This is a genomic window from Siminovitchia terrae, from assembly GCF_003605405.2.
In the GTDB taxonomy this organism is placed as follows: Bacteria; Bacillota; Bacilli; order Bacillales; family Bacillaceae_C; genus Siminovitchia; species Siminovitchia terrae.
The window spans coordinates 1-22679 of sequence record NZ_QYTW02000038.1 but is presented as its reverse complement, the minus strand read 5'-3'; the positions used below and the strand labels follow the sequence as shown (position 1 = coordinate 22679).

Sequence of the window (22679 nt, the reverse complement as noted above, 5' to 3'; positions counted from 1 at the left end):
TCTTTAACGCAGAATACGGCAAGTATTACAAGATTGATCGTTGCTTTCAGATCTGTTCCTTCACACCTGCAGAATGAAAGGGGAGTTCATGATGGTCCTGGTCGGCTTCCACCTCCCGCCGACTCTCTGAAACAGGATGGCACCATTACTGGTCCTTTTTAACCGTTGTATATATTAAGTCCTTTATTCCCCATTGTAGACAATTTTAGACATATTTTCAAGCCTATATTGAAGCGCAGACCCGCGAAGCTATCAGCATCGAGAGCTCACAGGTAATAAAAAGAGAGACAGGTTTTCCCTGTCTCTATATCAGTGCCATGTGCTATATAGCGGCCTATCGTGATTCAGAAGGATCATTTTATTTTGGAGCTGCTGTATCTTTAGACGTACCCGGTGGAGCTGGTCGCGCTGCTGCGCATTCGCACTTTCATTCATTTTATGGAGCTGCTGAAGCATTGTTTCTAGATCCATCATCGCTTCGCTATAATCCACATCATGATAATGCTCCTGCCGGCTGCCTTCCTCGTACTGTTCCTCTGCCAAAAGAATCACTGATTCACAGCGATTAATAAAATTGTCAATGGATTGCCGAGTAGTCACGTCATCCTCCCCTTCTCCAGTGGCTCAGCTTTGTAGCCTGGCAATTATAGTTTGTACTCATTTCAAGGCAGTTATGATACAATTTTTCGTATGATTATGAGGAGGTATTTTGGGATGAATATTGAGGGTATTCTTTCATATTCCCGTTCCCTTATGCAAAGAGTAGTCAGACCCGGCGGTATGGCAATCGACGGGACTATCGGCAATGGGCACGACACTTTGTATCTAGCCGAGCTTGTCGGTGAAAAGGGCCATGTTTTTGGTTTTGACATCCAGCAACAGGCCATTATACAGACAGAAGAGCTTTTAACAAAAAATAATGTGGCAGAAAGGGTAACGCTATTCCAAAAGGGACATGAAAAACTTGAGGAATCTGTGCCTGTCAAATATCAAGGGAAAATCCAGGGAGCCATGTTTAACCTTGGCTATTTGCCAGGCGGTGACAAATCGATTGTAACGAAGCCGAATACAACGATTGCTGCCATTGACCAGGTGATCAGAATACTCGCTAAAGGAGGCATTCTGGGACTTATCGTTTACCCTGGGCATGAAGAAGGAGCCTATGAACGGGATCAACTTATGGAGTATGCTAAAAATTTGGATCAATCAAAGGTAAACGTACTTCAATACGGTTTTATCAATCAGAAAAACAACCCGCCTTTTCTGCTGGCGTTTGAGAAAAAATGATAAATATATGTCAAATATTTTGGTAGGGCTGGTAATGCCTGCCACTCCCGGAAATTTTTCGTACCGCAATGAGGAAAAAAAGAGACCTTTCACCGATGGGCGAAAGGTTATTTAATAAGTGAACGATTCGTTCAACAAAATGAAAGCTTTCAAAAAATTCCTGTCGATTATGATATATTACAGGATTACAGCTACATAAGCAGATTAGGCAGCGGCCACTTCCTCAATAGAGGAGAGGTGACGCTGATGGTAAGCTTATACGAAGCAATAGTCTTGATGATAATGTTTTCAAGTCTAGTCGTGTCAGTGTTCGCCGTAGTTATTTCTCTACACAATTTTATTAAAGTCAAAGGATATTTAAAAATTTTTTATCTATAAGTTTCCCGATGTAATGTCACACATTCTATTGACTAAAACAAAAAAGGATAGGGAGTAGATCAAAATATGCTCTAACTATCCTTTTTTGTACTACAAATGACCTCATTTACTACAACAACAATATCAATTGTTGCACTAAAGCACCCATTCGTTGAACAAGAATTAGTTATTAATCAAACTGCTCATTCAGAATAAACTATTTCTTTTATGGGCTTGTGAAAAGTATAATTGAACCCTTTATCAGACCCAAATATCTCACATATTTTCAACATATGATTGTTCATTTGTTGTTCTTCAAACTTATATGCGACTTTCTCAGAGGGTAATCTTACATACTCTTCCCAGTTTGCGTCAACGTTAAGTATTTCTGGTTCGTTTTCATAACGACGATTGGCATTTTGCCATGCGTGACGTATCTCATGGTAAACTTTTGCTATTAACTTGATACATTGTTCGAAATTTGTTTCTGAGTTGTCATACATATATAAGAAAATCTTGATTAGTTTCTTCTGTCCAAGCGTTATTGCTGAAGTTTCGATTTTCCCGTTAAGAATCTGATTATAAGCTTTACCGTCTAAATCTGGTTTGTTTTTTCGCTCTTTCTCCAGGCGTTCCCTTGTTACGTAAAAATCAATTGTATAGTCCAGTGTCTTGTATTCAACATCTAAAAGGTTAATACATTTTCTAATCTTATCTCTCAATATGGGGTTAAAGTTATTTCGTATGTTCACCTCAACTATTTCCCTCCCTCCACAGCTCTTTTGTTTCTTACATTTTAACTTCGTTCTTACCCTAACCTGCAACTTTAGCTCAATAAGGAGTTCAACAAAAAGGTTCCTTAATCCTTCTTGAATTGAAGCCCCGTTTGTTTAAGTACAATCCTTCACAAACTTTTTCTAAAACTAATGTGTGACTGATTCAATCCCCTTATATGTATGGATTTGGTAGTCTTTCTGATTGAATGACTAAGGCTGTCATTCCTTTTACACTCCCTGATAAATGTCCATCACCCTTTTTCCAGAATACACCTTCTCCACTTTTTAGAGTAACTCTCTGTCCATCTTCTCCTTCTACCCAACCTTCCCCTTGTACTACTATGAATAACTGTGGAACAGGTGCCTCGTGATAACCAACAATACCATTAGGTTCAATATGGATAAAGCCTATATTAGTTGCTTCTTCTGTTTTTAATATTTTTGAATAAAAAGCTGAAATTGAATTATAATTTCTAACTTCATTACTTTCTTCTTTATTAAATGTATAAAATTCCATAGATATTACCTCCCCTTAGAACCCTTTCATTTCTCATTTTACATTATTTTGTAAAAAATAAATTTTCGTTTTTTACCTGCTCGTTTGTTTAACAGCAAACCTTCATCACTTGGATGTTGTAGTAGTAAATAAGGTCTTTTAAAGGGTCTTTTAAACAAAAAAAGTACACCACTTTTTAAAATGATGTACTAATTATTAAATATAATGTATGACATTAAAGATAGTATCATGTTATTACAACTAGATAATACATTCACTTGTCTTTAATTTTACAGAGTAAAAGAAATAACTCTCCCTTGCTTTGACCAGTAAGGAGAGTCGTTTCTTCTGTCGGGTCGCTGCACTTCATGCAGTGCAGCCGTATGTCGGGATACCAGTTGCCTCTGGTGTCCCATTGACTATAGTATGTAGTATATCTCTATATACATGCCTCATTATCCTTGTAAAGTGGAGATAGTACCTGCTGCTCCTGAAGTTCCTCGAACCTTTATTAGGGAAGTTTCAAAAAGTCTCTGCAGGGCCTTTTCTTTTAGCTCGGAATTGTTTAGACTTTGTGAGGAAAGAGGACGTTTAATTGAGCTCGCTATTATTCACATTTCTCCACAATACAGCAGCACGCCGTCATCCTCGATCACTTCAATTCTAATTTCAATTTCACCCTGGTTCCAAGATAATCGTTTCTCCCCTCTTTCCTCCTACAACCAGTACAACCTCTTTCTCTTTCCAGGAATGCTAAAAACTTTGATCCTTTTCAACAAGAAACGCCCCTCCACTAGGGAAGAGCGTTTTGTGAATGATCTATGACTTTACTGTGGTCGATGAAAATTTTCTTGTTCCAGTAAACTTCTTTTGGAATGCTCTGTACGCTCTGCCATTCCAATAGAAAAAACGGCTAATCAGACCACCGCGCTTCATAATTTTTTTGGCGAGCGCCCTGACATCGGCCTGCTCATTCACTTTGTGATCGGAAAGATACACCCCAAGCAAACCACGGTTGATCAGCTTATGGAACTTCCTGTCTGGCAAGTGTTTGGTTTGTCTGTCGGCTTCCTCGAGGAAATGGATAAAACGGTCCAGCATCTCCTCTTCATTCTTATAATAAAAACAGAAGTTCAAGTCTCCACCTTCCCTGTCCTCATCCTGATCAATAAAATAATCAAGCAAAATATGGAGCCCTTGAATATACGGAAAATAGCCTTCTCGAATCATTTTCGCATGCTTTTCTTCGAAATCATCCCTCAAAGCATAGGAAACGAGGCAAAAAATGCCAAGCGTCGAGCCAGAGCAGGCTGAGAATTCGTGCCAGCCCATTTTTGGCAAGTGGCGCTCATGTTCAGCAAACCATTTTTTAAGGCGTTCTTCCCTCTCTTCTTTGCAAACATGTTTATGTATTTGCAAATCGCAATAATACTTACAAAGCTCAAGCAGGTAGGGCTTGATCATCTCATAATGAGGCTCGCTTTTAAGAACGGATTGGCACGTCTTCATCAAGTCTGCCAAATATCCTCCATCATCTTTGTCCTCACGAAAGCGATAATAATCCCGCTCTGTTGCGCCTACCGTCAATGCATCCTCCATAGATTCATGTAAAGCCGCAAAATCCTTTGGATCCATGGAAGTGCTCCTATCGCATAGATTATCCAAATAATCACTGATTGTTTGATAGGCCACGATAAATTTGATGGCGTCTTTTTTATGCTCCAAAGCAGCAAGGGCCATAATTGCCCCGCCTTCGCAGTGAAAAGTTTTATATTGTATACTTGCCAGAGCCTGCCGTCTCAGCTCTTCGTTTGGAATCGCGCCCGCCCGGTCCTTCCAGTAGGATAACTCCATATGAACTGTCGGCATTATCTCCCGGTAAACTTTATTCATAAGTGTAATAGGATGGGTTGGCAGCATAAATGATATCACCTAGCTTACTCTAAATTTGATATTGTAGAAGCCGCAGCCGAAGCTCGGCAAAGCTTTTTGCATAGTCAAAAATCATTTCCCTTTCAGGCTCGTTGAATATTTCATGATAACACTTTGGCCATTCTTTATAAAGCTTTTCGGTTATGCCCAGCTCGTTAAACCAATTTTGCACATCGATTTTATTCACAATTTTATCATCTCCGCCCTGCATCACCAAAATAGGAACATCAGGAAAATCCGAAATATTCGCGAAGGCTTCTTTCATCGCTTTTAATAACTCCCTGTACCAGCGGACCGAAACCTTTGTCACAAATAGACTGTCATTCAACGCACGATCTTTTGCATCCAAGCTTCGAGTAGCAAGGTCGACGTCTAAATGACTGTCTACTTTTAACTCTGGGGCAATCCAATTCAAACCGACTGACAAGGCATTGAGCGACATTGGTGGGTAGTGAGCTAAGCCAAGACACGGCGATGAAAGAATAGCTCCTGCCACCTCTTGTTCCCCTTCTTGAAGCATCCTGATCACAGTCAATCCGCCCATACTGTGGCCAAGAAGAAAAACGGGCAGGCGGTATTCTGCCGCTTCCTGCATCCATTTCTTCACCTCTACCACGTACTCATTAAATGAATCAATATGACCTCTGTATGCTCTTGTCGTCAGTCCTTGTCCTGGAAGATCGCCCATCACAACATGAAACCCATTCAGCACCCACATGTTTCGTAGCCAGCTATACCGCCCGTGATGCTCCATGGCTCCATGAACAATGACCATAACTCCCTTGGCTTTTCCTTCTGCTTCCCATTTCCGCATTTTCCAGACTCCTCCCAATTGTATCTAAAAGTATTCTACCCCTTTTCCACTCAAGAATCTCTTTTCCTATAGAGCACTGGACATTTTTTCGTTATGATAGTGTTAAAAAGTATTGAAAGGATGTTAGTTATGGCTGTCTATCCATATAAAGGGAAGTCTCCGCAGATCCCTTCGTCAGTACTTATCGCCGATTATTCCACCATTACAGGAGATGTCATCATTGGCGAAAATTCAAGTATTTGGTTCAACTGTTCGATCAGAGGTGATGTAGCTCCAACCATCATTGGAGAAAAAGTCAATATCCAAGATAATTCTGTACTCCATCAAAGTCCGGGAAACCCACTCATCATTGAAGATGAGGTCACGGTTGGACACCAGGTAATTTTGCATAGCTGTGTCATAAGGAAAAAAGCTTTGATTGGCATGGGGTCCATCATTTTGGACAATGCGGAAATCGGAGAAGGAGCGTTCATTGGAGCAGGAAGTCTTGTGCCACAAGGTAAGATTATCCCTCCAAACACCGTCGCTTTCGGACGCCCTGCCAAAGTGATCCGGGAAGTGAATGAAAAAGACCGTGCAGAAATGATCCGCATCTCAAGAGAGTATGTTGAAAAAGGCCAATATTATCAAGCTATGCAAAAAAATAAATAAGAGTTCAAATACTTTTCACATGAAACAGTGGAACTTTGTACAATTATGTCGATGTAATTCATAACGGAGTATTTTTCTAAGAAAAGCTCGAGGCGATTGCGAGGAGCTAGTCCCTCTGCCAACCATTTGACTTGATCCGTGCGCCGATGGCGCCTGACCGCCTCAGACCGCCACATCCTGTGGCTTCGGCAGGCTCGGGACGCGGCATCCTGTCGCTTCGATTGCACTTGTAGACATATGTAAGTATTTCGTTGGATTTTACATTTTCTTACTCTTTAAAAAGGAGATCCAATATGAATGCATGGCCTATTTTCTTAGTTCTTATTATCGGTTTTATGCTCATTCTTCTTTTGGGAAATCGCAGCTCACACAAGGCAATTTTTTCCTTTTTTATAGCAGCGTGCACATTCACTATTGTCCTTTTTAACACAATGAATGATACGGAACAGCAAACAGCTACGGCATCCCAGGAAATGCAGCAAAACGATGATATTCAGTTAATTAAAATAAAAGACAAGGTTTTATTGGACTTTCCTGTTATCGAGCAATTGCCGGAGCTTCCGCGCGGTTGTGAAGTCACTTCGCTTGCCATGCTAATTGAAAGCGCGGGAACAAGCGCAGATAAAATGACACTTGCTAAAGAAATAAAAAGGGATCCCTCCTCTTATGTAATCAAAAACGGAAAAGTCTATTTTGGAAATCCCCATAAGGGATTTGTGGGAGATATGTATGACTTCAGTAAACCCGGGCTTGGGGTTTACCATGAACCCATCATGGAACTAGGAGAAAAGTATCTGCCTGGAAGAATAGTGAATTTGACAGGAGAATCTTTCGAGGAATTAAAAATCCCGCTGTCTGACGGCAGACCTGTTTGGGTCATCATCAATGCCGAATATCGTGAACTTCCAGATTCTTACTTTGAAACATGGGAAACAGATTCTGGACCTGTAAAAATCACGAAGAAAGAACATTCTGTCCTGATAACAGGATTCGACCAAAAATACATATACTTCAATGATCCCCTTACTGGAAAGAAAAATAAAAAAGCACCCATTGGAGATTTCGAGAAATCATGGGTGCAAATGGGCAGCCAGGCGCTCACCTATAAGGTTGAGTGAGCGGCTGCTTTTTTTTATTAAAAGGAAAAGGGTCCCTGCATGACTTCCATTTAATGTTCCGTATCTTGGACAGTCAAATACCGACAATATGATTAAAGTACTGTTCAAAGGAGAGATATGTGAAAATGAAGGGCATGATGTTCAACATTACTGCCATTTGTAAATTTCTTCTCCCGTTAAAATATGCCAGGCGTAATTTCGTCTGTATTTTTCCGATAATTTTTACCACCACTCTTGTTGCCTGCTCCAGAGATCAAGCGGCTCCCCCACCTGTGGAAACACAAACCGACTTTCGTCCTATCCAAGTGAAACAAGAAAAGCCGCCTGAAATCAAAATAAAGGATAAAGTCTCAATTGATGCTCCTGTTATCAATCAGCTCCCTGAACTGCCACGCGGCTGCGAAGTGACTTCCTTAGCAATGCTTCTTGAACATGCAGGAATTGAGACAGATAAGATGAAGTTGGCCGAAGAATTAAAAAAAGACCCCGCCCACCGGGTCATAAAGAACGGGAAGGTTCATTTTGGGAATCCGCATAACGGCTTTGTTGGCGATATGTACTCATTCAGCAAACCGGGACTCGGTGTTTATCACGAACCGATCCAGGAGCTTGGAGAAGAATATATGCCGGGGAAAATGGTTGATTTATCCGGCAAACCATTTCAAGAATTGAAAATTCCATTGTCTGACGAAAGGCCAGTGTGGGTCATCATTAACGCCGAATACCGCGAACTACCCGACTCTTACTTTCAAACGTGGGAAACAGGTTCTGGACCGATCAAAATCACAATGGAAGAACATTCAGTTTTAGTCACTGGCTATGATGATAAATATGTATACTTCAATGATCCCCTTACTGGAAAGAAAAATAAAAAAGCACCCATTGGAGATTTCGAGAAATCATGGGTGCAAATGGGCAGCCAAGCGCTCACCTATAAGGTTGAGTGAGCGGCTGCCATTTCTTTTTCAAAATTATATCGTTCTTCAACAAAGACTGCATGCCAAACCATGAATACAAGCACAGTCCAAATTTTACGGCTGTAATCCATTTTCCCCTGGCAATGATCTTCCAACAGTTTCAAAACATACTGCTTATTGATCAAATGATCTGTTTGGCTGTTTTTTATGACATCTTTGGCCCAATCATGCATTTCATCCTTCAGCCAATGACGGATTGGCACCGGAAAGCCCAGTTTTTTACGGTTTAATACATGATCCGGGACAATTCCCTCAGCTGCTTTTCTCAGAACATATTTTGTAGTTCCGTTTGCTGTTTTGAGGCTTGTCGGAATTGTGGAAGCCAAATCGAATACCTTCGTATCAAGGAATGGCACCCTGAGTTCAAGTGAATGGGCCATCGTCATCCGATCCGCTTTCAGTAAAATATCGCCTCTCATCCAAGTATGGATATCGATGAACTGCATTTGCTCAACAGGAGCATATCCTGCCGATTCTGCATAGAGCGGTTTTGTAACATCAAGATAATTGATATCCGGATGATAATGATTTAACAGTTCCTTTTTCTCATTCTCTAAAAACATTTTTGCGTTTCCAATATAACGCTCTTCCATCGGTGTTACACCGCGCTCAATAAAGCTCTTGCCTTTAACGCCTTCTGGCAGAGTTTTAGCAAGTGCCCGTAAAAGGGATTTTCCCACTTCTGGAATCTTATCGAACATTTCGAGAGATTGAGGTTCCCTGTATATATTGTACCCGCCAAAAAGTTCATCTGCTCCTTCACCTGAAAGAACAACTGTTACATGTTTCCTTGCTTCCCTTGCAACAAAATAAAGCGGTACACAAGCAGGATCAGCTAACGGATCATCCGCATGCCACATAATTTTAGGCAATTCTTTCATGTATTCTTCCGGGCTGATCACATAGCTGATATTTTCAACTCCAAGTCTGTCGGCTGTCTCTCTAGCCACATCAATTTCACTGAAACCATCCCGTTCAAACCCGACTGAGAAGGTTTTAATATTTGGATGGAACTGCTTCGCAATTGAAACGATGATAGAAGAATCGATTCCTCCAGAAAGGAATGAACCGACCGGCACGTCACTGCGCATATGGATATTGACCGAGTCGAATAAAACATCCCTGATTTCATTGATGAAATCTTCTTCGGACTTATGCTGGACTGGCTTAAAGTTCGCTCTCCAGTAACGTTTAATGTTCATCGATTGGCCAGGCTTTTTTGTAAAATAATGCCCAGGTTCAAGCTTCTTGATGTGACGTGTCATCGTTTCCGGCTCCGGAACGAACTGATATGTCATATATTGCTGAAGGGCTTCAGTATTCAATTCTTTTTTATCCATGGCCAGCAATATGCTTTTCTTCTCTGAAGCAAAGAATGAACGGTCTCCTTCCTCTATATAAAAGAAAGGCTTGATTCCAAATGGATCTCTTGCTCCAAATAGTTCCTGCTTTTCTTTATCCCATATCAAAAAGGCAAACATTCCTCGAAGTTTCTCAACCGCTTTTTCTTTTAAATCACTAAACAAAGCAATAATCACTTCTGTATCGGAATCAGTTTCAAATGTGAAACCTTTTTCAGTCAATTCTTCACGAAGTTCGACAAAGTTGTATACTTCTCCATTAAAAATGATCCAATAATGCTCATTTTCATAAGAAAGCGGTTGGCTCCCGCTTTCAATATCGATGATGCTTAGCCTACGGAAGCCAAACTGGACATATTCATCCTGAAAATATCCTTCATCATCAGGCCCGCGGTGAGTAATTATATTGTTCATTTGCTGAAACTTTTGGTCAGTCGTTGCTTCTTCCCTTGCATGATTATGCATACACCCGATAAAACCGCACATTTAGTGTCACCTACTCTAATAAGATTCAAGTGCTCTTAGTGAATTCTGCACACCTTTTTTATATTATCATTATTTCACATCGTTTGGCAGGTTTATTACTTAAGTTTCTACATAAAAGTACAATCCTCTAAAAGAGCGGAGATGCCTTCCGCACCCCCGCCCTTTTACATTTCCATAATGAAATTAAAGTGAAGTAGAACGAATAAGCGCCTCCGCTTTGTCTGTTCTTTCCCAAGGCAAGTCGATATCGGTACGTCCAAAATGCCCGTATGCCGCTGTCTGACGGTAAATAGGTTTGCGCAGGTCAAGCATGAGTATGATACCTGCCGGACGAAGATCGAAGTTTTCCCTGATGGCCTTCACAAGCTTTTCTTCCGAAACTTTTCCTGTTCCAAATGTATCGACTGAGATGGATACTGGCTGCGCCACACCAATTGCATAGGCAAGCTGCACTTCACATTTATCGGCAAGCCCTGCTGCTACAATATTTTTGGCAACGTACCTAGCAGCATAAGCGGCTGAACGGTCAACTTTAGTAGCATCCTTCCCTGAGAAAGCTCCTCCGCCGTGGCGTGCATATCCTCCATAAGTGTCAACAATGATTTTCCTTCCTGTCAATCCCGCATCACTTTGAGGACCGCCAATCACAAAGCGCCCTGTCGGATTAATGAAATATTTCGTTTCATCATCCAATAATTCAGCAGGTACTACAGGTTTGATCACATGTTCTCTAATATCCGCTTTGATCTGCTCAAGTTCGATTTCAGGATGATGCTGGGTAGACAAAACAATCGTATCGATTCTTACTGGCTGATTATTTTCGTCGTATTCCACCGTGACCTGAGTTTTACCATCTGGTCTCAAATAAGGCAAAATGGACTCTTTACGCACTTGTGCCAGCCTTCTGGAAAGCTTGTGAGAAAGTGAGATTGGAAGCGGCATGAGTTCTTCTGTCTCATTGCACGCGAAACCAAACATAAGACCCTGATCCCCCGCGCCAATTGCCTCGATCTCCTCTTCGCTCATATTGCCCTCTCTCGCTTCTAGTGCTGTATTCACCCCTGCTGCAATATCTGGAGACTGCTCATCAATGGATGTGAGCACCGCACACGTTTCAGCATCAAATCCATATTTCGCACGAGTATACCCGATTTCTTTAATCGTGTTACGGACAATTTTTGGAATATCCACGTAAGTAGTTGTTGTAATTTCTCCGGCAACGAGCACCAGCCCTGTAGTCACGGAAGTTTCACAAGCAACACGTGCATTAGGATCTTCCGAAAGAATCGCATCCAATATCGCATCTGATATTTGATCACAAATTTTGTCCGGATGTCCTTCCGTAACAGACTCCGATGTAAACAAATGCCGATTATGGGACATCAAAGCTCCTCCTTTTGTTAAATGCGTGTTCAAAAAGGTACCAATTTTAGATGCAAAAAGGTCAAAGCGGCTTGTTATACGCAGCGGAATGCATGCTTTTAGATACATGAGCAGTACAGAAACAAGCCAACGAAGGGATTTGCCGCTTATTATTTGGTGACTTTTTGAACTTCTTAAAATGAAATATTTATCCAAACAACGGTACTCTGTCCTTTATTATAGAAGCACACCTTGGAAATGGGACTGATTAAAATAAAAAACCTTTCCTTGACATTAAGTTGAGGAAAGGTTTAGTCGATGTGTTCCGAGCCTTTCACTCTTATCGCCCAAGGCTAATAGCCTTGCTACAGGTAAGCACCTTTCTGTCTGTAAAGCAGACAGCAGGTTGCCGGGCTTCAAAGGACCTGTTTCCTCCACCATCTCAGGATAAGAGTATCCGTTCAACTCAAAATCATAACTCAAATAATAAATCAATGTCAACCGGGAAAAGTAATATTAATGAAGACATCCACTTTTTTCTTTACAGCTTTAAGAGATCAAATGCGCCTTGGCGTATTTGCGCCCAGAATTTATCGATCTCCGCTCGATAAATTTCCTCTAAAAATCTGTGGCATCCGTCGGAGGCTTTAACTTTATTCAGTCCGGGTTTGAACCCCCGCTGAATGGAATACCAATAGGCATTCGTCTCACCACTTACTGAAGTGGGAGACTTCTGCTGAATGAAGTTAAAATACAGCCATCTCGACTTAATTTTCACCATTTTATTTGATTCCTTCTAAACAAATTTCATTTCGTCAAATCCTGTTCAAGAAATAATTCAAAATTAGTATAGACTAATGAATTAAATGTGTTATACTATTTCTCAAGTAAACTTTATAGCTTAAATATATAACAAAGGAAGGGTAAACATATGAGTTCAGTAGGCATCAAAAGCGAATTAGTGCAATTATTGAATGGACAGAATGTTCATACTCAATTATCAGTACCACAACTTGTCGAGAAGGTCCTAAGCCGTGAAGAAGGGGTTCTGACAACTTCTGGTGCTGTTCGTGCCGAAACTGGGAAATATACAGGCCGCTCTCCTGAAGACAAATTTATCGTTGATGAACCGTCTGTCACAGACAAGATCGATTGGGGTTCTGTGAACCAGCCGATTTCATCCGAGTCATTTGAAAATTTATATTCAAAAGTTGTTTCATACCTACAGGAAAAAGAAGAAATTTTTGTATTTAAAGGATTTGCAGGTGCCGATGAAAAATACCGCCTGCCTATTCAGGTAATCAACGAATATGCCTGGCATAACCTGTTTGCCCACCAACTGTTCATCCGCCCAACTGGCGAGGAACTAACCGAACACGACGCAAAATTCACTGTTATTTCTGCACCTGGCTTCAAAGCAGATCCAAATGTTGACGGTACAAAATCCGAAACATTCATCATTGTCTCATTTGAACGCCGCATCGTGCTAATCGGCGGTACAGAATATGCAGGAGAAATGAAAAAATCCATTTTCTCTGTCATGAACTATGAACTTCCAGAAGCAGATATCTTATCCATGCACTGCTCCGCAAACGTAGGAACTGAAGGCGACGTTGCCCTCTTCTTCGGATTATCCGGAACAGGTAAAACAACCCTTTCTGCCGACCCGAACCGCCGCTTGATTGGTGATGACGAGCACGGCTGGTCTCCAAACGGCGTCTTTAATGTTGAAGGTGGATGCTACGCGAAAACAGCAGGTCTGTCATATGAAAAAGAACCACAAATTTATAATGCTATTACTTTTGGCTCTGTTTTGGAGAATGTGATTGTAGACCCAGTATCACGTGAACCTCTCTATGATGACACATCCTTGACAGAAAATACAAGAGCTGCATATCCGATTCAAGCCATCGATAATATTGTCGAACCAAGCATTGCAGGACATCCATCTGTTATCGTATTTTTGACAGCCGATGCATTTGGAGTATTGCCTCCAATCAGCAAGCTGACTAAAGAGCAGGCTATGTATCACTTCCTAAGCGGCTTTACATCCAAGCTTGCTGGAACAGAACGTGGGGTCACTTCACCTGAAGCGACATTCTCTACATGCTTCGGTGCACCATTCCTGCCTCTTCCTGCAGCACGCTATGCAGAAATGCTCGGAAAGAAAATCGATGAGCATGGCGTTCAAGTCTTCCTTGTCAACACTGGATGGACTGGCGGCTCATACGGCGTAGGTAAAAGAATGAACCTAGGCTATACTCGTGCCATGGTCCAAGCAGCTTTAAACGGTGAGCTTGATAATGCGGAAACAACAAAAGATGAAGTGTTTGGCCTCTCTATTCCACTTCACGTTCCAGGAGTACCTGACGAAGTTTTACAACCAATCAAAACTTGGGACAACGAAGAAGACTATAAGGCTAAGGCTAAAGAACTTGCAGATAAGTTTAATAACAACTTCAAAAAATTTGACCATGTCGATAACTCCATTGCTGAATTGGGTGGACCGACTGTTAAATAATACTCCCCTCCGATGGAGTTTCAATTATATTAATCACCTGCACCTTCTATTGTTATCCATTACAATAAAAGGTGCTGTTTTTTATGGATAGCCCAAACCGAAAACAGAACAGGCATTACAACAGCCAAAGAAAAGATATAGTTAAAAAGGGAATACTATTATTACTTATGGAGGGACATGTATGGCAACCAATTTAAAACGGAGCAACTTATTGGATGATCAAGTACTGCAAGAAGACTGGCTAGTTGCTTGCCGATCTGCAGATGTGAAAGAAGAACCCATCCAGATTAAATTAATGGGTGAAAGATTAGTCATTTTCAGAAATAGCAAAGGTGTTCATGCTTTTAAAGATTTGTGCTGCCATCGAGGAGCGGCATTATCTTTGGGAGAAGTTAAAAACGATTGTTTAGTTTGCCCTTACCACGGTTGGGAATACGATGACAGCGGAGCGTGTGTCCGTATCCCTCAATTACCGGAAGGACGAAAAATTCCTAAACAGGCAAAAGCATTCAAATATAGCTGTACAGAGAAATATGGGCTGATTTGGGTCAATTTTGCAGGAAATGAGCCGGAGATGTTCCGCCATACCGAATCGGAGGATGACTCTTTCCACCATGTCATCTGGGGACCGCAAGAAGCAAAAGCGAAACCGCCGCGGGTTGCGGAAAACTTCCTTGATGTCGGGCATCTTGCCGTTGTCCATGAAGGAACTCTAGGATCTGAAGAACACCGTGAAATTAAAGACTATAAAGTACATGAAGAAGACGGACGAATCTATTCAGATGAGATCCCTGTCTACCAGCCTGATGCAGATGGGACCGGTAAAGAGAAGATTATGTATTATACGTATGAAATCCTACGCCCTTGCACGGTGAAATTCTCCAAAAGAGATCCTGAAGATGATTCAATCATGTCTATTACATTTACCATCAGACCGGTCGATGAGGAGACATCCGTCGCATACGCTATCGAATCATTTAATTATGATACGGGATTGACGGATGAACAGATTGTTTTCTTCCAAGACGAAATCTTTGAAGAGGACAAGCCAATCATCGAGAACCAAAAGCCGGAAGAGCTGCCACTTGATTTGCAGGTTGAATTGTCGTTAGTGTGCGATCGCATGAGTATTGCCTATCGTCAATATTTGAAAAAGCTCGGTGTCAAATTAGGTACGGAATAAGTTTTGTATGAAAAAGACTGCCATGAAAGCAGTTACCGCTGACTTTCATGGCAGTCTTTTGTTTTAATTAATTCGCCGGGAAGTATAACATTTGCAAAACAAAAATAACAGCAAATAAATAGATAATCCAATGGATTTCCTTTCCTTTTCCTGTCACCAATTTTAATAAAGGATAAGTAATAAACCCTACAGCAATACCGGTAGCTATGCTTGATGTCAAGGGCATTGCCATGATGACTGCAAAAGCCGGGAAGGCTTCATCGAACTTTCTCCATTTGATATGTGCCAGCCCATCCATCATAAAACAGCCGACGATAATCAGAACCGGTGCTGTAATTGCCGCTACATTAGCGATTGCCCCGATGATAGGGGTAAAGAAGACAGAAACAGCAAATAACGCTGCTACAACAAGAGTAGTCATTCCTGTTTTTCCGCCCGCAGCCACACCCGCTGAAGACTCAATATAGGCACTTGAAGGGCTTGTTCCGAACATAGAGCCCACCATTGTTGCACTTGCATCAGCAAATAACGCCGATTTTGCCCTTGGCAACTGTCCGTTTTTCATAAAACCGCCCTGTTCCGCCACCCCTATGATTGTTCCGGTTGTTTCAAATATGGTTACCAATAAAAAGGCGAACAGTATAGAATATAGTCCTTGCTTAAAGACTCCGCTAATATCCAAATCAAAGAAAACAGGCGTCGGCGGTGCGGATACCCAGCCTGTGAACTCGAGCTGTCCGGAAAAGTAGGCAATAATCCCCGTTACAGCCATGCCTAGAAATAAAGCTCCTTTAATATTCCTTGCCATTAAAATTAATGTAATAAAAAGACCTACAATAGTTAAAGCGGTCATAGGTTCACGTATATCACCCAATTCGATGATATTTGCCTCACCTGGAACAATAAGACCGGACATTGTAAACCCTAAAAAGGCGATAAATAAGCCGATGCCTGCAGTAATTGCGTACTTTAAAGATTCAGGAATGGCACTGATTAATATCTCCCTAAATTTTGTAAAGCTCAACAGGGCAAATATTGCTCCTGCTAGAAAAACTGCACCAAACACAACTTGGTACGAAATTCCCTGAGAAGCAACAACACTGGCAAAGTAGGCATTTAAACCCATCCCTGGGGCAACAGCGATTGGATAATTGGCGAAGAATGCCATAATCAAAGTTCCTATAATGCTTGATATGATCGTAGCCATGAATACTTGTTCAAATGGAACTCCTGCCGCAGCATGAACAGCCGGGTTCACCACAATAATATAAGCCATTGTGAAAAACGTAGTTACTCCAGCTGTTAGCTCTGTACGGGCGTTCGTATTGTTTTCCTTCAGACTAAAAAGAGCCATTCAATACACCTCCAGGAATTGAGAAGGTTTCTAACTTCTTTGGTTAAAAACCTTGGATTAAATTGGAAAATCTCCACTATTTTGAGTGTATGAAAACATCCAATATCAAAAAGCAATTAATTATAACATAGCAAAAAGGAAAAAAGCGGTTAAAACTGCATATTTTTTAGCTTATTTATGAACATTAAACTTTATTTAATTATTAATGTTCGTCTTTTAGAAAGGTTATTTCATCCAATATTCCCCTACTTATTTTTTGGCACTTTTTCCCACGATAAAAAAGACTGCCAGAAAGTCAATGATAATGACTTTCTGGCAGTCTTTTTTTAGAGCATCGTATATTTGATAGCTGCATTCCAGCAGAAAATAGTCGATGATGTCTCAGGAAAATGTCACCGACACTGATCCTCCTACAATACGTTATTCATGCTCCACTAAATCAGATAGATGAACATTCTGTTCGTTAGAAGGATCGTCAAGCGGGTAGACTCTTGCTGTTTCGTTGTCTCCATCTACGTGTTGGATATACACCCTTTCTCCATTCAACATTACAATGGCCATTACTGGAGAATTGGCAATTTCCTGTGCACGCATAGCGTTCATCACATTACCACCTTTTAAGTATAATGGTAATACCTTTCGTCAATTGCCGAATAAATATACTCTGAGACCTGATTGATCTGCTGTCATACCCCACAAGACCGGAACATAGTGTCCCCCATCTTCTCCGTTAAAATTAAAAAAATAAAGGATTAATCAACCTTCTTGCTTTAATGTTTCCGCTTGATTGACCGTGTAGGGCCTCGTTAAAGAAATAATCCCGCATATCAAAGCGATCACAACAACTCCAGCACCAACATGTGCTGTGCTAATGACTGAATGTGTATACTCCAATACCACTCCGCCAATCGCTGAGCCCAACGATATTCCAATTTGCAAAGCTGAATTGTTAATGCTTTGTTGGATATCAGAAGCATCAGGATCAATTTGTATAATGTAGTTCTGCTGAGGAGGAGCAAGACTCCAGCTTAGTGCTCCCCATAGCAGCATCGCTACTAGGAATATTGGAAAAGAAAACGTGGAATATGGAAGTAAAAATAATACAATGGCAAAGGAACTGATGACCAATAAAATACTTTTTTGAGACCCAATTCGATCACCTAATGTCCCACCAAGGGCGCCACCGAATACGGCTGAGAGACCGAACAAGAAATAGCAAATACTTATCCAATATTGACCTAAGTTTAAGGTGGTTTCCAAAAAAGGAGTAAAATAGGCATAAAGCGTATAATGCCCAGCCAGCATAAACATAGTTGTTAGATGAGCACTCGCCATTTTAATGCTGCCAAGAGATTTTAATTGTACGGATAGAGGCTGGACTTTTTCAGTAGGAATACTCTCTAAAAATACATAGATTAAAAGAATAGATATGATCGAAAGAAGAGCAATTCCCAAAAACACAGTTCGCCATCCAAAATGATCCGTAATCAAGATGCCTATTGGTACACCTAAGACAAGCGATGAGCTGATTCCCATATAAATAAAACCCAAAGCTTTCGCTCTATGTGCTGGTTCAACGACTTTTGCAGCAATTGTTAATGAAAGGACAACGACTAGGGCTGTACTCATAGCTGTTATGATTCTCGCAACCATAACTATAGAAAAATTAGGGCTGAAGTAAGTCATTAAATTCCCAAGAAAAAATATAAATAAAGCCACAAGGTATAACTTTTTCCGTTCAACTTTTGCCGTTAATGATAAAAGGACAGGACCGGAAATGGCATAAACAAGAGCAAACACTGTAATAAGCTGCCCGGCTGTGCCAAGAGAAACATGCAAATCATCAGCAATAACTGGTAAAATTCCACCAATTATTAATTCAACCAGCCCCACTGCAATCGTCGATGCAGCAAGTATAAATACTCTTACATTCATTAAAGCTCCCCCTTATACTGTTACACTGCATTTATGAACCTCTTATTCTTTTTTATAGAAATAAAAAAACCTGACTACAAAAATAAAATTGCCATTTTTGTAGTCAGGAGTTATGGTTCCTGGTAGAGACCCTCAAACCAGATTATTGAGGTTATACATGCTTGCGATTATAAGAATTTTTCCTTCTATACTTTATCATATCTGTTCACTTTTTTTCAAGTATGAGTTTCCTCTAAATGCTTTTTCATTTTTCGTGTATCTGCCGGCTGCTCAGGTAAAGATGGTTGTTTTATTCCCATCCACATTTTTACATGAAGGAAAATTTGATTCCCTTCGTGAAAAGGAGGTTTCTGTTGGCAAGATGTTATGGATTGACCATATTTTTAAAGGTAGTCAATGATGTGCTGTAATTTACACGTATACGCTTCAGTTCATACGGAGAATCAGTCGTATTCGCTATACCTGGATTTGTCGTAACGGCATATTGATAGTACTTTTTTGTTTCCTCAATCACTTTATCATTATAATCTCCATACGGATAAGCAAGTGTTGAAACCTTTCGTCCTGTTATTTTTTCCAACTTTGCTTTTATATCCTGCAATTCTTTTGTGTAATTTACGGTTTCTGTTAGTCTTGGATGTGTCTCCGTATGGGGTTGGACGCTTATAATGCCGGAATCACTGATTTCTCTTAATTGGTTAACAGAAAGCCCTGATTGGCTGCCTATTTTTTTTCCGATCATAAAGATGACGGCTTTCGGTTTAAATGAAGCATCACTTATTTTCTTTAAGATGTAATAAGCATTCATGTTATTTTTATATCCATCATCCAATGTAATGATGATTGGCTTTTTAATGTTTCCAATATGCGACAGGTCTTCGAATGTGATCGGTGTAAATCCGGCGGATTTTAAATAAAGCATCTGACTCTCAAAATTTTCCGGTGTCACATACAATTCTTTCATGCCATTTCCTTTGTATTCATCAATCGCATGGTACATTAATATGGGAACATGATATCCATCTTTTGACGGTGAGGCCCCTGTCTCAACAGCCGATGCGATCTTTAACTGAACCATCCCTGTTAAAAACAATATGATGAATGCACATACACTTTTAAGTAATGAGTGTTTAAACAACTTGATAGCCTCCCAAAATCACTACAATCTTCGATATAGAGCTAGTTTGCCCAAAATGATTTTGGATATCACCTTTATCTATTCTTCCTTCAATATGGAGAATGCTCAGGTCGGCTAAGTCAAAAATGGCACTCCATTGATAGGCCGTTTAAGTAAAAATGATTGTTTTATTCCCATGTACAATCACTTTGTTATCCACATGCCACGCAACAGCATGGGCTAGGACATGTTTTTCCACATGGCGGCCGGCAACCTTCAAGTCGTCCGCTGTGTAACGATGCGTAACCCTAATTACATCTTGCTCAATAATCGGACCTTCATCAAGATCGTTTGTCACATAATGGGCGGTGGCACCGATTAATTTCACTCCGCGGTTAAAAGCGCGCACATAAGGGTTCGCGCCCACAAATGCCGGTAAAAAGGAATGATGGATATTGATGATTCGATTCGGGAACTTTGAGATGAATTCAGGAGAAAGGATTTGCATATATCTCGCAAGAACGATAAAATCGACCTTTCCTTCCAGGAGTTCCAAAGTCCGCTTTTCGGCCTCATCCTTTGTTTCTGCGCTTACTGGAATATGATAGTAAGGAATTCCTTCTCTCTCAACGATTTCTCTCAATTCATTGTGATTGCTGATGACCATTGGGATGTCCGCGTCTATTTCACCTGACTTGACTCTCCATATCAATTCCATCAGGCAGGAATCCTGCTTGGTTACAAATATGGCCATACGTTTTCTATCCCTCTTGTTGTTTATCTGCCATTTCATCTTGTATTCATTTCCGAGAGTCTGCAAGTCTTCATGCAGTTTGTCATGAGAGGCCTCAAAATCGTTCAATTCAAATTCAATTCGCATAAAGACCATTCCTGCTTTGGGGTCTGTTGTATGCTGATCAAATTGGACAATATTCGCCTGGTGCTCCAGTAAAAAATTGGACACTGTCGAAATAATCCCTGGTTTTTCCGGACAGGAAATCAGTAAGGTCGCCCTGTTTTTATTTTGTTCTGACTGCATATCTATTCCTCCGTTTATTGTTAATTAAGCCGACTACATATGAATCTCCATGCCGGTAACTGCTAAAGCAGCCTCACCAATGGCTTCGGACAAAGTCGGATGCGGATGTATAGTCTCAGCAATATCCATTGCTGTTAAATTAAACACCTGTGCTAGCCCTGCTCCGGAGATCATTTCCGTTACATTTGGGCCAACCATATGTACCCCCAGCACCTGGCTGGATCCTTCTTCCACCACAAACTTGACAAATCCATCCGAATTTCCGAACACAAGGGCTTTTCCTATAGCCCGGAAAGAGAATTTGCTTGTTTTTATAAAAAATCCTTCTTTTTTAGCCTGTTCTTCCGTTAATCCCACACTCGCAACTTCCGGATTACTATATATACATTTTGGAACAAGAATGGGGTCAAGTCTGGCCAGACAGTTCCCCGCCATATGCTCAATAGCAATCATCCCTTCATGAGAAGCCACATGAGCCAATTGAAGCCCGCCAATAACATCGCCGATCGCATAAATGTTCGGCACATTTGTCTGATAATATTCATTCGTTTTAATAAATGCCTGATCCATTTCAACATCCAAAATATCCAAACCGATATTTTCCGTATTTGGGTTTCTACCGATCGATACGAGGATTTTTTCGGCTGTAAAAGATTTTTCCTCCCCCTTATGTTCAGCCTTAATGAAAATTCCGTTACCTTTTTCCAAGGTTTCGAGAAGAACCTTGGCATTCGTGATCATCTTCACTTTTTTCTTCTTCAAAAGGCGCTGCATTTCTCTTGAGATATCCCGGTCTTCCAATGGCAGGATACGATCTTCATATTCAATAATCGTTACATCCAATCCAAAATCTGAGAACATCGATGCCCACTCGATACCAATTACACCGCCGCCCACAATGATAATCGATTTCGGCAAATCTGTCATTTGCAACGCTTCATCTGAAGTCATCACATATTTCCCATCAGGTTCAAGGCCCGGCAGGCTCCTTGGCCGTGACCCCGTTGCCACTAAAATGTTTTCAGCTCCCAAAGTGAGTATCCCATCCCCCGACTTCTCTACAAGGACACTTCGCGGTCCGGCAATTCTTCCAAATCCCTCGTAAACATCAATCTTTCCTTTTTTCATTAAATGTTGAACACCTTTATAAAGCTGCTCCGTAATTTGTTCTTTCCTTGATTGAGCTTTCGAAAAATCGAAATCCACTTCCGGAACAACAACCCCGAATTGTTCTGCATTTTTCATGTTGGCGTAAATTTCAGCACTTCTTAACAATGCCTTGCTCGGAATGCAGCCGGCATGTAAACAAGTTCCCCCTAATTTCGCTTTTTCCACAAGAGCTGCCTGCAGCCCTAACTTGGAAGCCCGAATGGCTGCTACATATCCCCCTGGCCCTCCGCCGATAATGACTACATCATATATTTTTCTCATTTCCCATCTTCCCCTCTTATTCAATATTTATGATTGAACTCGATTGCACAGGTGCCTGAGGATAAACTGTCTCCGACAATAAACCCCTTTTCTTCCGTATAATCTACTTCAGTCATATTCCCCAAATTGCGAAGAGTAAATCGGTCCATACCAATTTGAATACCGTTATATTCAACTATATGGTCGTTTTTCCTCGGTTCATCTACGACGAATTTGAAAGACACCGACATTCCGCAGCCACCGGTAACATCAGCATCAATCCGGGGAATTTTTCCTTCTTTTATATCCAAAAATTTCAGCTTCTTTAAAGCTGACTCCGTCAACGTAATAAGCATTTTGATCTCTCCTTCGTTTGAGTTTGACTGTTATCATGAGAGTTTTATTTTTTACTGTGCGAAAAACAGGATCATCGTGCGAATTTACTTTTATTGTGCGAAAAACAAGATTATCGTGCGAATTTACTTTTTATTGTGCGAAAAACA

22 protein-coding genes, 2 riboswitches and 1 other annotated feature (1 of these 25 running past the window's edge) are annotated in these 22679 nt (G+C 40.9%); of the genes, 7 read left to right on the top strand and 15 right to left on the bottom strand.

What is annotated here, in order from left to right:
* Positions 1 to 171, bottom strand: a binding site (T-box leader) (it extends 70 nt beyond the left edge of the window).
* 138 nt (positions 172 to 309) lie between these two features.
* Positions 310 to 600: a YtzC family protein gene (locus tag D5F11_RS23645; RefSeq protein WP_120119173.1), complete on the bottom strand. Its 291-nt coding sequence runs from the start codon at positions 598 to 600 to the stop codon at positions 310 to 312.
* A gap of 114 nt (positions 601 to 714) precedes the next feature.
* Here D5F11_RS23645 and mnmM point away from each other — a divergent pair, with 114 nt between their 5' ends.
* Together mnmM and D5F11_RS28250 are read left to right on the top strand one after the other, a co-directional pair.
* Positions 715 to 1287 carry a tRNA 5-(aminomethyl)-2-thiouridylate-methyltransferase MnmM gene (gene mnmM / locus D5F11_RS23640; RefSeq protein ID WP_120119172.1) on the top strand — a complete coding sequence of 191 codons (573 nt, stop codon included), beginning with the start codon at positions 715 to 717 and terminating at the stop codon, positions 1285 to 1287.
* Positions 1288 to 1533: 246 nt separating this feature from the next.
* Positions 1534 to 1665, top strand: coding sequence for a putative holin-like toxin (locus D5F11_RS28250; protein WP_221768463.1), 132 nt, complete (start codon positions 1534 to 1536; stop codon positions 1663 to 1665).
* A gap of 182 nt (positions 1666 to 1847) precedes the next feature.
* Here the strand turns inward: D5F11_RS28250 and D5F11_RS23635 are convergent, their stop codons facing one another.
* The 4 genes from D5F11_RS23635 to D5F11_RS23620 all read right to left on the bottom strand — a co-directional run bounded on the left by D5F11_RS23635 (position 1848) and on the right by D5F11_RS23620 (position 5662).
* The gene (locus D5F11_RS23635; RefSeq protein ID WP_120119171.1) at positions 1848 to 2396 is read right to left on the bottom strand and encodes a hypothetical protein; all 549 of its coding nucleotides are present in this window, start codon (positions 2394 to 2396) and stop codon (positions 1848 to 1850) included.
* A gap of 196 nt (positions 2397 to 2592) precedes the next feature.
* Positions 2593 to 2937, bottom strand: a complete 345-nt coding sequence (locus tag D5F11_RS23630) for a cupin domain-containing protein (protein ID WP_120119170.1) — start codon at positions 2935 to 2937, stop codon at positions 2593 to 2595.
* A 798-nt stretch (positions 2938 to 3735) separates the two neighbouring features.
* A complete protein-coding gene (locus D5F11_RS23625; protein ID WP_120119169.1) occupies positions 3736 to 4836 on the bottom strand; it encodes a tetraprenyl-beta-curcumene synthase family protein in 1101 nt (366 codons plus the stop codon).
* A 22-nt stretch (positions 4837 to 4858) separates the two neighbouring features.
* Positions 4859 to 5662, bottom strand: a complete 804-nt coding sequence (locus D5F11_RS23620) for an alpha/beta hydrolase (protein ID WP_120119168.1) — start codon at positions 5660 to 5662, stop codon at positions 4859 to 4861.
* A 129-nt stretch (positions 5663 to 5791) separates the two neighbouring features.
* Here D5F11_RS23620 and D5F11_RS23615 point away from each other — a divergent pair, with 129 nt between their 5' ends.
* The 3 genes from D5F11_RS23615 to D5F11_RS23605 all read left to right on the top strand — a co-directional run bounded on the left by D5F11_RS23615 (position 5792) and on the right by D5F11_RS23605 (position 8378).
* Positions 5792 to 6313 carry a gamma carbonic anhydrase gene (locus tag D5F11_RS23615; protein ID WP_120119167.1) on the top strand — a complete coding sequence of 174 codons (522 nt, stop codon included), beginning with the start codon at positions 5792 to 5794 and terminating at the stop codon, positions 6311 to 6313.
* A gap of 293 nt (positions 6314 to 6606) precedes the next feature.
* Positions 6607 to 7431: a C39 family peptidase gene (locus D5F11_RS23610; RefSeq protein WP_126646675.1), complete on the top strand. Its 825-nt coding sequence runs from the start codon at positions 6607 to 6609 to the stop codon at positions 7429 to 7431.
* Positions 7432 to 7550: 119 nt separating this feature from the next.
* Complete coding sequence (locus D5F11_RS23605) at positions 7551 to 8378, top strand: C39 family peptidase (protein ID WP_126646674.1); 828 nt, start codon at positions 7551 to 7553, stop codon at positions 8376 to 8378.
* On the opposite strand, the gene asnB is transcribed toward D5F11_RS23605, so the two are convergent.
* The 3 genes from asnB to D5F11_RS23590 form a co-directional block, all read right to left on the bottom strand.
* Positions 8363 to 10255 carry an asparagine synthase (glutamine-hydrolyzing) gene (asnB, locus tag D5F11_RS23600; RefSeq protein WP_120119601.1) on the bottom strand — a complete coding sequence of 631 codons (1893 nt, stop codon included), beginning with the start codon at positions 10253 to 10255 and terminating at the stop codon, positions 8363 to 8365. The two genes, D5F11_RS23605 and asnB, sit on opposite strands and share 16 nt — an antisense overlap.
* Before the next feature lie 183 nt (positions 10256 to 10438).
* Positions 10439 to 11638 (bottom strand): methionine adenosyltransferase, encoded by a 1200-nt coding sequence (gene metK, locus D5F11_RS23595; protein WP_120119600.1) that lies wholly within the window; start codon positions 11636 to 11638, stop codon positions 10439 to 10441.
* Positions 11639 to 11954: 316 nt separating this feature from the next.
* A riboswitch (SAM riboswitch) is annotated at positions 11955 to 12071 on the bottom strand.
* A gap of 87 nt (positions 12072 to 12158) precedes the next feature.
* The gene (locus D5F11_RS23590) at positions 12159 to 12398 is read right to left on the bottom strand and encodes a hypothetical protein (RefSeq protein WP_126646673.1); all 240 of its coding nucleotides are present in this window, start codon (positions 12396 to 12398) and stop codon (positions 12159 to 12161) included.
* A 150-nt stretch (positions 12399 to 12548) separates the two neighbouring features.
* Here D5F11_RS23590 and pckA point away from each other — a divergent pair, with 150 nt between their 5' ends.
* Complete coding sequence (gene pckA / locus D5F11_RS23585) at positions 12549 to 14138, top strand: phosphoenolpyruvate carboxykinase (ATP) (RefSeq protein WP_120118691.1); 1590 nt, start codon at positions 12549 to 12551, stop codon at positions 14136 to 14138.
* Between the two features lie 181 nt (positions 14139 to 14319).
* On the top strand, positions 14320 to 15321 hold the full coding sequence (locus tag D5F11_RS23580) for an aromatic ring-hydroxylating dioxygenase subunit alpha (protein WP_120118692.1): 1002 nt from the start codon (positions 14320 to 14322) through the stop codon (positions 15319 to 15321).
* Positions 15322 to 15388: 67 nt separating this feature from the next.
* Here the strand turns inward: D5F11_RS23580 and D5F11_RS23575 are convergent, their stop codons facing one another.
* The 7 genes from D5F11_RS23575 to D5F11_RS23545 form a co-directional block, all read right to left on the bottom strand.
* Positions 15389 to 16675: an NCS2 family permease gene (locus tag D5F11_RS23575; protein WP_120118693.1), complete on the bottom strand. Its 1287-nt coding sequence runs from the start codon at positions 16673 to 16675 to the stop codon at positions 15389 to 15391.
* 420 nt (positions 16676 to 17095) lie between these two features.
* Positions 17096 to 17278, bottom strand: coding sequence for an H-type small acid-soluble spore protein (locus D5F11_RS23570; RefSeq protein WP_120118694.1), 183 nt, complete (start codon positions 17276 to 17278; stop codon positions 17096 to 17098).
* 153 nt (positions 17279 to 17431) lie between these two features.
* Complete coding sequence (locus tag D5F11_RS23565) at positions 17432 to 18610, bottom strand: MFS transporter (RefSeq protein ID WP_120118695.1); 1179 nt, start codon at positions 18608 to 18610, stop codon at positions 17432 to 17434.
* Positions 18611 to 18690: 80 nt separating this feature from the next.
* A riboswitch (purine riboswitch) is annotated at positions 18691 to 18789 on the bottom strand.
* Positions 18790 to 18974: 185 nt separating this feature from the next.
* Positions 18975 to 19748 (bottom strand): polysaccharide deacetylase family protein, encoded by a 774-nt coding sequence (locus D5F11_RS23560; protein WP_120118696.1) that lies wholly within the window; start codon positions 19746 to 19748, stop codon positions 18975 to 18977.
* A 148-nt stretch (positions 19749 to 19896) separates the two neighbouring features.
* Positions 19897 to 20766: a formyltetrahydrofolate deformylase gene (purU, locus tag D5F11_RS23555; protein ID WP_120118697.1), complete on the bottom strand. Its 870-nt coding sequence runs from the start codon at positions 20764 to 20766 to the stop codon at positions 19897 to 19899.
* A gap of 33 nt (positions 20767 to 20799) precedes the next feature.
* Positions 20800 to 22197, bottom strand: a complete 1398-nt coding sequence (gene lpdA / locus D5F11_RS23550) for a dihydrolipoyl dehydrogenase (RefSeq protein WP_120118698.1) — start codon at positions 22195 to 22197, stop codon at positions 20800 to 20802.
* Between the two features lie 20 nt (positions 22198 to 22217).
* Positions 22218 to 22532, bottom strand: a complete 315-nt coding sequence (locus D5F11_RS23545; protein ID WP_120118699.1) for an iron-sulfur cluster biosynthesis family protein — start codon at positions 22530 to 22532, stop codon at positions 22218 to 22220.
* Positions 22533 to 22679: the final 147 nt, after the last annotated feature.